Origin of the sequence: Profundibacterium mesophilum KAUST100406-0324 (assembly GCF_009835145.1) — a bacterium.
Classification (GTDB): Bacteria; Pseudomonadota; Alphaproteobacteria; order Rhodobacterales; family Rhodobacteraceae; genus Profundibacterium; species Profundibacterium mesophilum.
Window position 1 is genome coordinate 54,886 of record NZ_APKE01000015.1, and the last position, 10,453, is coordinate 65,338.

At 59.4% G+C, this 10,453-nt stretch carries 6 protein-coding genes and 2 tRNA genes; 4 read left to right on the top strand and 4 right to left on the bottom strand.

Going from position 1 to position 10,453, the window contains the following annotated elements; all coding sequences use genetic code 11:
- Positions 1-30 precede the first annotated feature (30 nt).
- From recJ to PMES_RS07100, 3 genes are all read left to right on the top strand, one after another.
- Entirely contained in the window at positions 31-1,815 is a 1,785-nt protein-coding gene (recJ, locus tag PMES_RS07090) for a single-stranded-DNA-specific exonuclease RecJ (RefSeq protein ID WP_159964881.1), read from the top strand.
- 90 nt (positions 1,816-1,905) lie between these two features.
- Positions 1,906-1,980 (top strand) — tRNA-Glu (locus tag PMES_RS07095).
- Positions 1,981-2,134: 154 nt separating this feature from the next.
- Positions 2,135-2,209: transfer RNA gene (locus tag PMES_RS07100), tRNA-Glu, on the top strand.
- A 90-nt stretch (positions 2,210-2,299) separates the two neighbouring features.
- On the opposite strand, the gene PMES_RS07105 is transcribed toward PMES_RS07100, so the two are convergent.
- The 4 genes from PMES_RS07105 to PMES_RS07120 all read right to left on the bottom strand — a co-directional run bounded on the left by PMES_RS07105 (position 2,300) and on the right by PMES_RS07120 (position 6,958).
- On the bottom strand, positions 2,300-3,364 hold the full coding sequence (locus PMES_RS07105; protein ID WP_159964883.1) for a tyrosine-type recombinase/integrase: 1,065 nt from the start codon (positions 3,362-3,364) through the stop codon (positions 2,300-2,302).
- 358 nt (positions 3,365-3,722) lie between these two features.
- Complete coding sequence (locus tag PMES_RS07110; protein WP_159964885.1) at positions 3,723-5,594, bottom strand: phage major capsid protein; 1,872 nt, start codon at positions 5,592-5,594, stop codon at positions 3,723-3,725.
- A 17-nt stretch (positions 5,595-5,611) separates the two neighbouring features.
- Positions 5,612-5,965, bottom strand: a complete 354-nt coding sequence (locus PMES_RS07115; protein ID WP_159964886.1) for a hypothetical protein — start codon at positions 5,963-5,965, stop codon at positions 5,612-5,614.
- A 54-nt stretch (positions 5,966-6,019) separates the two neighbouring features.
- Complete coding sequence (locus PMES_RS07120; RefSeq protein WP_159964888.1) at positions 6,020-6,958, bottom strand: hypothetical protein; 939 nt, start codon at positions 6,956-6,958, stop codon at positions 6,020-6,022.
- 1,300 nt (positions 6,959-8,258) lie between these two features.
- Between PMES_RS07120 and PMES_RS07125 the strand changes: the two genes are divergently transcribed.
- A complete protein-coding gene (locus PMES_RS07125; protein ID WP_159964890.1) occupies positions 8,259-10,232 on the top strand; it encodes an ATP-binding protein in 1,974 nt (657 codons plus the stop codon).
- Positions 10,233-10,453: the final 221 nt, after the last annotated feature.

Sequence of the window (10,453 nt, forward strand, 5' to 3'; positions counted from 1 at the left end):
GGCGGCGCAGCCCAGCCGCCCGGAGATTCCATGCCCCGCGACACGCCCCCAGATGCCCCCCGCGATACGCAGCCTGCCGCCTTCCTGGGGGTCGAGGCGTCCCTGAGCGGCCGGCGCTGGGTCGGTCCGGGACTGGAGGTCGACCGGCGGGCCGAGGCCCTGGCCCAGCGGACCGGCCTGCCGCGCCCGCTGGCGCAGGTGCTCGCGCGCCGCGGCGTCGCCCCTGACGAGGCCGATGCCTTCCTCGCCCCGGCGCTGCGCGACCTTCTTCCCGATCCGATGAGCCTGCGTGACATGGGGCCGGCGGCGGAGCGCTTCCTCGCGGCCCTGAAGCACCGCGAGAGGATCGCCGTCTTCGGCGATTACGACGTGGATGGCGGCGCCTCGAGCGCGCTGGTGATCTGCTGGCTGAGGGCGATGGGCCATGATGCGACGCTCTACATTCCCGACAGGATCGACGAGGGTTACGGCCCGAACGTGCCGGCGATGGAGGAACTTGCGCGCAGGCATGACCTGATCATCTGCGTCGATTGCGGCACCCTGTCCCATGCGCCGGTCGCCGCGGCAGAGGGGGCCGATGTCATCATCCTGGACCATCACCTTGGCGGCGAGACGCTTCCGGCTTGCGTCGCCGTGGTCAATCCCAACCGCCAGGATGAGGACGGCACGCTTGCCCATCTCTGCGCTGCGGGGGTCGTGTTCCTGCTGCTGGTCGAGGTCAACCGCCGGCTGAGACTCGATGGTGTCAGAGGGCCGGACCTGATGGCGATGCTCGACCTGGTGGCACTGGCGACGGTGGCGGATGTCGCGCCGCTCATCGGCGTCAACAGGGCTCTCGTGCGTCAGGGCCTCAAGGTCATGGCGCGCCGCGCGCGTCCCGGCCTGGTTGCCCTCGGAGACGTGGCGCGCATGGAGGCGGCGCCCACGGCGCATCACCTGGGGTTCCTGCTCGGGCCGCGGGTGAATGCGGGCGGGCGGATCGGCAAGGCCGATCTGGGCGCGCGGCTCCTGTGCTGCACCGATCCGGCGGAGGCGGCATCCATTGCCGAGCGTCTCGACGCGCTCAACACCGAGCGTCGCGAGCTCGAGGGGCAGGTTCGTGCGGCGGCCCTCGAGCAGGCACAGGAGCGGGGCGTGGACGGACCGCTCGCTTGGGCGGCGGGCGAGGGCTGGCATCCCGGCGTGGTGGGGATCGTGGCGGCCCGGCTCAAGGAGGCGACGGGGCGCCCGGCGGTGGTCATCGGCTTCGATGGTGACGACGGCAAGGGGTCGGGGCGTTCGGTCGGCAGCATCGATCTCGGTGCGGCGGTGCAGCGTCTGGCCGCCGAGGGACTGATCGGCAAGGGTGGCGGGCACAAGATGGCGGCTGGGCTCAGCCTGACACGCGCGCAGCTCGCCCCGGCGATGGAGCGGCTCGGCGCGCTGCTTGCCCGGCAAGGCGCGGGGCAGGGCGGGCCGGCGGACCTGTCGCTCGATGCCGCCATGATGCCGGGGGCGGCAACCCCCGAGCTGATCGAGCGGATCGAGGAAGCGGGCCCGTTCGGGATGGGCGCGCAGGCCCCCCGTTTCGCCTTTCCCGACTGCGCCGTGCATTCCGCGCGGCGGGTCGGGGCAACGCATCTCAAGGTCAGTTTCTCCGACGGTATGGGGCCGCGTCTCGACGCGATCGCCTTCGGCGCCTTCGATGGGCCGCTGGGGCCGGCGCTCGAGGGCCATGGCGGGCGGCGCTTCCACCTGGCCGGGCGGCTCGAGATCAATCACTGGGGCGGACGCGCGCGGCCGCAGCTGATGCTTGAGGACGCCGCGCCGGCCTGATCGGGGGGCGTATCGTTTTTTGGCCCGGCCGTGCAAGATTGCGCTTGTCAGCCAGGCTCCAGTTGCCTAGAACCCGCTCACCGACAGGCTGGCCCGTTCGTCTATCGGTTAGGACGCCAGGTTTTCAACCTGGAAAGAGGGGTTCGATTCCCCTACGGGCTGCCATTTTCCCCTGATATGACCGAGCCGGACCCTGCGAGTGCCCTGACGGCATGGTGTGGGGCGATGCGATGGCCGCGTGCCAGCGGGCTAAAGAAAATTCCGCCCCAAGCATTGCACCCCGCCGCGCGGGCCGCTATAGAGCCGCAGAAGGCAGTCTGGCCCGTTCGTCTATCGGTTAGGACGCCAGGTTTTCAACCTGGAAAGAGGGGTTCGATTCCCCTACGGGCTGCCACTTAGATTTTTCTTTTCGAAGTATCAGAGTCTTAGGTGTCGATTTTGTCCCACCGTGTCGAACGGGGGCAAAAAGTGGGACACTTTTGTTCTAACTCTGTCCCGCGCGCATCTTCTCAGATGCCGCCTGAGCGCGCACTTTTTGGCTGGCCGCTTTCGTGTACCGCGTGACCTCTTTCGAGGTCTGGTGGCCGGTGATCGCCATGATTTCGAACTCGGTGCACCCCAGCTCGGCCAAGCGCGCAGCGGCCGCCTTTCGGAGGCCATGGACCGAACAATGCTTCAAACCAGCATCGTCGCACCACTTGCGAAACCGATTGCCGAATCCTGCATTTGTGAAGGGCCGCCCATAGGCGTTGACGAGGAAGGCTAGGTCGCCGGTCTCGCTTGCCTCGATGATCCGTTCCAGCTCTGGCACAATCGGGATTTCCAAGCGGACCGGATTTCGGCCTTTTCCCTTCTGTTGAGTGAACACGAGCCAGCCCTTCTGGACGTGCTGTTTCCCGAACAACACTAGGTCAGACCGGCGTTGCCCTGTGTAGAGCGCCAGAGCCAGCGCTAGGCGCGCTGTGCTGCCTTCTGGATGCGTTTCCTCGAACTTCTCTATCTCGGCTAGGGTCCACGAGTGGTAGCCATCTGGGTTCGATTTCAGAAGCTCCACGTCCTTCGCAGGATTCGTGTCGGCCAGGTCATAGGTGACGGCGAAGCGAAAGAGCTGGCGCAGCACTTTGACCATGCTGTTGGCCGCCTCTGGCGTTGCCATCATTTCATCCAGGCGCTTACGGATATGGCGCGCCAACATCATGCGAAACGGTTTGTCGCCATTGCCGTTGTGAAGCGCGAACCGCTCGAGGATCGCGCGCCTGGTCTTTTGGGTCTTTGGGTCCAGCCCGGCCCACATGGACGATTTGTAGTATTGGGTGCAGAGCCAATGAAACGTGTCAGGCCGCACGCGACCTGCTCGTTTGGTTGTTGACTTGGGTTCCTTTGGACCTGCCGCAGCGCGGCGGTAGTCGGTCAGAAATTCCGGTGATCCAGTCGGGCCGCGCAAGCGCACTTTCCGGCCGTGGCGTCGATAGTAGAGCCGCACGTTTCCGTGCCGGTCCGTATCCTCGACAACATATCTCAATCTAAGTTTCATGGTCTCCTCGGTCATCTACTCATCCCAAGGATTGTAGTCCGAGTCGTCACCACCAGGTAAAGAATCAAATGATCGGTCAAGCGAACGGACGTCCCAAACCCGCCTTCCGTCTATTTTCTTGGGCTTGGGCATCCGCCCATCGGCCACCATCGCGTCGAATTTTGACGCGCCTATGCCGATGTAACCGGCCGCCTCGACACGCGACAGCCCGCGCCGTGTGGGCAACGGAAGGGCGCTTGTGTCGTGTTTTGCGGCGGTTTGAAGCATGAGACCTCAGACGCGAAAGGTTGGAGAGATAGCCCGCCCCGCTTCAGGCGTTGAAGGGGCGGGCTGCGCCGCTGCAGCGTGGTGCAGTCTTATGGCGTCTTAGCTCTTAGGCGGTCTGGGCGTCCTGGATCGCCGCGAAGGACTCCGCGTGGCGGGCGGCAATGTCCCATTCTGAATGGGCCACCAGGCGAACGTTGCCTTTCGCGGCCTCCGTCACATCGTCCACAATCAGGTCGATACCGCCCCACTGGCCGATCAGAAGGTCCGCCCAGGCCCCGAAGATCACGGCCGACAGGTCGTTCCCGGTGCCTTTCGAAAGGTCGGACGGCACGTTGCCCGAGAACCGGGCCTTGTAACCGGCCAGGCGCAGGTCCTCGGCCGTGGCGGCCGCGTCCGGGTCCAGCATCATGGTATCTGTCCCCGAGATACGGGGCGTGGACATGAGGTGGCCTTTGACCTTGAGGTTGGACAGAAAGCCCAGGGACATGGGATCGACGTTGGCCGACTCCACTGTGCTGACCAGCTCCATGAGTTTGGCCCAGGTGACGAAATCGCCATTCGTTCCCATCGCCACGTCACCGATACCGGCGATGTTCAGAATGCCGGTGGGCTGGGGACCAACGCCGGTCCCGGCAATTGCTGCCTTGTCCAGGGCGACCGCGATCTGGGCGCGCAGGTCATTGGTGAGGATTTGGTCCACGGCGGGCAGGCTTTGCTTGAGCTGACGGCGCGAAATTCGCGTGTGGGCCGAAAGCTGGTGCATGGTCAGCGTCACAGCGTCAAAGGCCGGGGTCGACTCCGATGCCTCGCTGTTTTCCGCAATCCATTCGGCAGAACACCCGGCCGTCTGGCGCGGGATCGACACGTTTTCGACCAGGCCCGGCAGAACGGTCGCGCCCAGCTCCATCACCCGCACCTGTGGTTTCAGAACCTCGACAAAGGCGTCATGCATCTGCTGGGTGCCGATCAGCGACGGCGCGGTGGCGGTCGTGATCAGGGCGCGCCCGGCCAAGGCGGCGGTGGGAACGTAGGTCCCCGAGGCGCTACGGCCGATCTGGCCTTTCAGCTCTTGGGACACTTCCAGCTCGAAACCGGCTTGGGACCAGTCGTTCGTGGCTTGCGCATGGGCGACACGGGACAGCGAATAGGAGCGTTCGGCCGCCGCAATTGCGGGCAGGCCCATGCGGCTCCGCGTTGCCGTCGACTCGTCGGATTCCATGCTGTCCAAAATAGACCGCTGGAAAGCATCGACGGAAAGTCCGCCCGCGATGGCGCTTTCCACGTCCTCTGCGGGCATTTTGAAGCTACGGCCTAAGGCGGAGATTTCCGACGCGCGGCGACGTTCGGCGCTGACTGAACCGGCCGTATGGGCGGGTTGATATTGCGTCGTTTCGGTGGTGGGAGTTGTCATGTTTGAACCTTTCGGAATGTGAGGGATGGACGCGGAAGAACCGCCCGACAGCGACCGACCGACCCCGACCGTGGGGTCCGCCGGGACCGCGACGAGTGAAACCTCGACCGCTTCCCATTGCGTGGCGCGCAACACCGGATAGCCCTTGTGTTCGCCCGCCGGTTTCAGCTCATGGACGGCGTAACCCACCGATACCGATTGCACTTCGCCCGCCTTGATGCGGGAGAGCATTGAGCTGCCTTCTGGTGTGTCTGACAGCCGCACAACCGCGCGGCCTCGGCGACCCTCGATCCGGGCGGAAACAACCGTCCCAACCATCGAGTCCACGTCGCGCCGATGATCCTTGAGGACCGGGGCCGATCCGCTGTTGAGCCTAGCCAGGTCAACCTCGCCCGGATCATGCCCCAGAACCTCAAAGGCCGGTCCCATCGGGGTATCCCGCAGGACCGGAATTTCGCTTGAGAAGGACAGAAGAACCGTCCGGTCCCCGTCCTCCACCTTCATCTCGGCCGCAACTTGCGGGCCGAAGGCGGGATTGTTCAAATCTGCAAACCGCTCATGTTTCATGGATCAGGCGTCCTTTTTCAAAGACGCTGCGCCCGCGTCGATATGGGCCGCCAGCTCCGCAATCGCGCCGGGGCAAAACCCGAAAAGCGGTGCGCCCTCTTGTTCGGCGGCGGCCGTGAAACGCCCAAGACGGGACTCGCTGTCACTGACCACACCCCGCGCCCCGCGACGGTCCAGGCGGTAAACCACCAGCGCCCCAGGGCCGCGTCGATCTTGTCCGGCGCGTCCCGCAACAGGTCCAGGGCGTCGTGCTTTTCAAGGCCAGCGCCATGAACCTCGCGCGTCAGAACGGCGAGGCAGGCGGCCACGACATTCGCGCGGCCACGGGGGGCAGTAGCGATCGGGTTTGGGATGGTGGTTTTGGTGTTCACGGGACGGGTTCCTTTCGGGGTTCGGGATCGGCGGGGAAGGTCGAGGGTTCGGGATCATTCCCGGCCTAGAGCATCGGATAGCAGGGCTTGCGTGGCCGGGGTTTCGCGCCACTCAATGCCTGCGAAGGTCAGTTTTCCGTTGGATTTCATCTTTCGGACGCCAAGATCGGCCAGCGCCTCGCCCAATACGGAACTGACCCCTCGGCCGCGTTTTCCACGCTCCGCAATCGGTTCACCCTTCCAGCGGACATACCAGGCGGAAAACGCCAGGCGAAAATCCAGTGCCGGGGTCCGCCCGCGCGGGTTGCGGTCCACATGCTCTGACAGGAAAGCCACCACCGCATCAGACGGACGTTCCGGCCAGTCCTGGGCGGGGGTGCCTGGCAGATAGTCCACGTCGATTGCAACAGGGGCCAGGTCCTCCAGGCCCGCGCGAATTTCTGCTATCAGCTCTGACAGGTTGACGAGACAGACGGTGGCGCTGTCAGCCTCGTGCAGTCCCAGCCATCGCGCCAAAAGCTGCGGCTTTAAATCCGACGCGGGAACGAAAGCGTAGCCCTCACACTCAGCGAGGTCTGGGATCGGTGAGTTTGAGATTGCCACTAGGTAAGTGGCGTCAGGGCCGGGGAAGACGTCACCAGCTGGGCGGATTCTTCCCGGCTTGAACGCCCGAACAGCCTTCTCGCCGTCTTCCATGCCAAAAATGAACCTATGCGCCATTCTCAGGGCGTCAGCAGACGATACACCACCGGAAACAAGACGGAAGAACACGCCTAGGCAAATCGCCCCCTCAAGGGTCGCAAACCGTCCACCGCCGCGAATGACGCCAGTTCCGCGCATCGGCATCGACATATGCGTGGCCAATGTTTCTTCCGTTACCGCCAGTTGTCCAACACCGGCCAAGGCATCGCGCAGGACACCCTTGTGAAGGTGCTGACGGAATGCAGCCTCCTTCACTCCAACGCATTCGAGGATCGGTTGGAGAGGATACATTCTCTTTGTTTCTTGTCGTGTCACGTTTATATCCCTACGAATCGTTTAACGTATTACAGGGTATATGCTTATAAATCGGCCTTCGTGTCAAGGTTTTCCTGGAACTGACGGGTATGGCCTCTGAGGGGCGAAGCCGCATAAGCCAACATGCGTGACTGCCCTAGCCCGCGCCCAATACTGAGCTCACAACCATGGATCGGGGGAACCTCGCCCAGCTAACGGCTCCACCTGCTGGAGCGGGGTCACTCAATGGCAATAAAGACAATCCCCGCACCCCGGTTGGCCCAAGACCGCGACAGTCCCCAGCCATCGGTGCGGCGCGCTTAAAATTTTTCCACGCAAGGTTGAGGCAAACAGCGTGTGCGAAAGCGCTGCATACCGTCCCAGGACAGCCAAAGAGGCGGGACACAGCAGACGATCAACAACAACCCCAATCGAAAAGCCCATCCTGCCAAACACCATTCGCCCCTCAAACAACGGGGCGCGAATATACCCACGTCTCGACCCGCAGGAAGGACCCAACTCCGCGCAGGCGGCTCGTTCGACCTCCCGCACGAGGGAGGGCGGGGCACTCAGGGAGACCCGGACCCCCGGCATTCTAAAATATGCTGTTACGGGTGTTTTCTCGTATGTGTTATATACCCCTCCCCATCTTCCCCACATATATATACTAACTTATAAGTAGTTGTTTTTAAGATATATCTGAACATCTGACACCTCCCCTAGCCCCGGTTTGCCCTCCCCCAAGCCTCCCCCGGCCTCCCCGGAAACGACGCTCAGGCCCACACAATTCAATGTCAGGCCGCTTGCCGGTCGTCCGGTGGACATCTTGCCCTCCCCCGATGGGGAGGGTCGGGGAACGTTGTGGGGCGCGGGGACAGAGAAGGTTTGAACCTTCATCCGGAACTCTAGCGACACGGCTCGCCTAAGTGAGACTACCGTTTGCTCCATCGGGTCCGCATGCTCAATTTAAGCCGCAACCCAACTAGTTCGGCAAGGACCCTCCCATATGAATGAAAGCAACAATCCTTGGTTTGACCGTTCAAGTCTGGCTGAAACTATTGGTAGCAGCGCAGCCCGGACATTTTGCCTCAACAGGCTTTAGGCTACAGAAGCAGCTGAACCGAGCACAAAAAGCAACCACGCGTTGGCAACCACATAGAACCCGTCTATAGACTGACGGGCGCGTTCAACTTGGATTAAGTGCTTCAGCATTGCTTATCGCAATCTCCCAAATCCTCGTCGAAACTGAGCGCAGGCGCATTAGACACCACCATACCGCTGAACCCTGAGGCAAACTATGTTCGAAAACTTTGACCCACTCAAAATTCACGATACAGCCGCAGTTGACGAAAGCGTAGTGTCTCGCCGTCATAAGCGAAGTATACATTCGATCCTACATTCTTATGTCGGATGGTACGATCCGTTCGCGGAGTTAATTCAAAATGCGATTGACTCCGTAGAAAAGCGCTCCAGAGTCAAAGAGCACAAAAAGAAAGTGCGGATCCTCATTGACGAGGCAGCTTCACAATTGACCGTCTCCGATAACGGGATTGGCTTGGACCAGGCATCTTTTCAGAAATTTCTAGCCCCACACGAATCATTCAAAGAAGCTGGCGAGAGAGGCAGCAAAGGAGTCGGCGCGACATTCCTAGCGTACGGGTTCAACTATATTAGGATAGATACAAAGACGAAGCATTTCACTGCGAATGGAGAAATGGAGGGCGCGAGAATTTGGCTGCATGATGCAAACGCAAGCGCAAACCCAGAGGTATTCCCTACCGATGAAGATCATATTGATGACGCTTTCAAAGAATTTGATCAGGGAGCGTCAATCACCCTACGTTTTGATAAAACAACGAAACCTTCAAAGCTTTCATGGCCTGGGCTAAAAAGCGCCGAACCATGGTTCGTAGCTCTGTCCGTAAAGACCGCCATTGGCGCAGTCTCAGAAAAAACGAATTTAGCCATTGTGGTCAAGCATATTGATCAAAATGGTTCAGTGAGTCAACATGACGCCACCCAAACTGGCTATATGCTTCCCCATGCGCATTTCGCAAAAACCGGAGAATATGGTAATGTAGTCGAAAAAATTAGTGAAAATGTGGAAAAAAAGGGGGCTGCTGCAAAGCTTCCTATAAGCATCAGAAACTTGGATGCCGTTTGGCTGAATTGGTCTCAGAGTGATATTTTAGAGAACGTTGAGAAGCTTTCCGCCGATGAAATTGATGGAATTAAGAAACATGAATTGCGGATTTTAGCTTCGTTTATGTCAGGCGCGAAAGTCTGGCGACGCCTAGCTGACAGCAAAATTGGATACCGGCCGACCGCAAACATCTACGGACCAGGAATTCAGATGGCGGCCGACAATATGCCACAAGGGGAAATGATACAAGTTCCTCTGGATCGCTACATTGGACGGCAAAATCAAGTCCACTTTGTCGTCCACTTCAAAAATTGCGTGGTTGATCTAGGCAGGAAGGGCTTTGATAGAGATTTAGTTGACCTTGCAAAATCTGTTTCCAAAAAAATTGTCGAGAGAAATTTTACAAAAATACGAGACTGCCTTAGAAACGAGGACGTCAAGAAGAAGGAGATTCTTCAGGGCGATAAGGTTGATAGTTGGAAGAAGATTTTGGAGAACCATGAGAAAACCTCGCCTCTTTCCCTTGAGAACTCAAATTTCTTCATTCCGGTGAACGAAATATCTATTTCATCAGAGCCTTCCCGTGAGCAAGATGTGGTCGCTCTCTTCAATCAACTTATAGCTGGCGGGGTTGTACGCGGCCTGAAGGTCGTAGGAACTAATGAAATGAGCACCTACGATGGAGCATACCGTGTACGCATAGGACCATCCTTTGAGGATCATGTATTCGATGATTTGAAGAATCCACTTGGTATATCCGACGAAGTAGCTGGTGATTATGAGGATGAGCACCCAGACGGATTTCTCTCTTCCAAATTATATGTATTAGAATACAAGTTTAGCCTCGACGGACTGATAAGTGACATTACTACAGGAGAGAAAAAGGCTGCAGATATTGATCTAGTTGTTGCCTGGGAGGCCGGCAAAGATTATCGAAAGTATTTCAGTTTAAGCTCTCTCTTGAACTCCCGAGGAATGGAAGATCGGAGCTTCCATGGTGTAACCCACGTATTGGCTGATGAACATGGAAACAATGTTATGGATGTTGTGCTTCTCAAAGATTTGATCGGATATCTCAATGACCCTGAAGATGAAGTAGACAGGCAAAAGGTGTATGACGAAGATTGAATTTCCGTGATAACAAGACACTCAACTACTTGAATCAGCGGCAAGTCTGAACGGAGCTGCGCCCAAATCTGGTGGGACAGTTTTCGCGATAACCCTTGAAGAAGCACGGAATTTTGACCTGTCCCACGATCTCCTATGCACGGCGTTGTTGCGTAACTCACGCCTGAGACATGATGCCCCCTTTCCCCGCCGTCATCAGTCCACGCGGACGATCTCGGCCG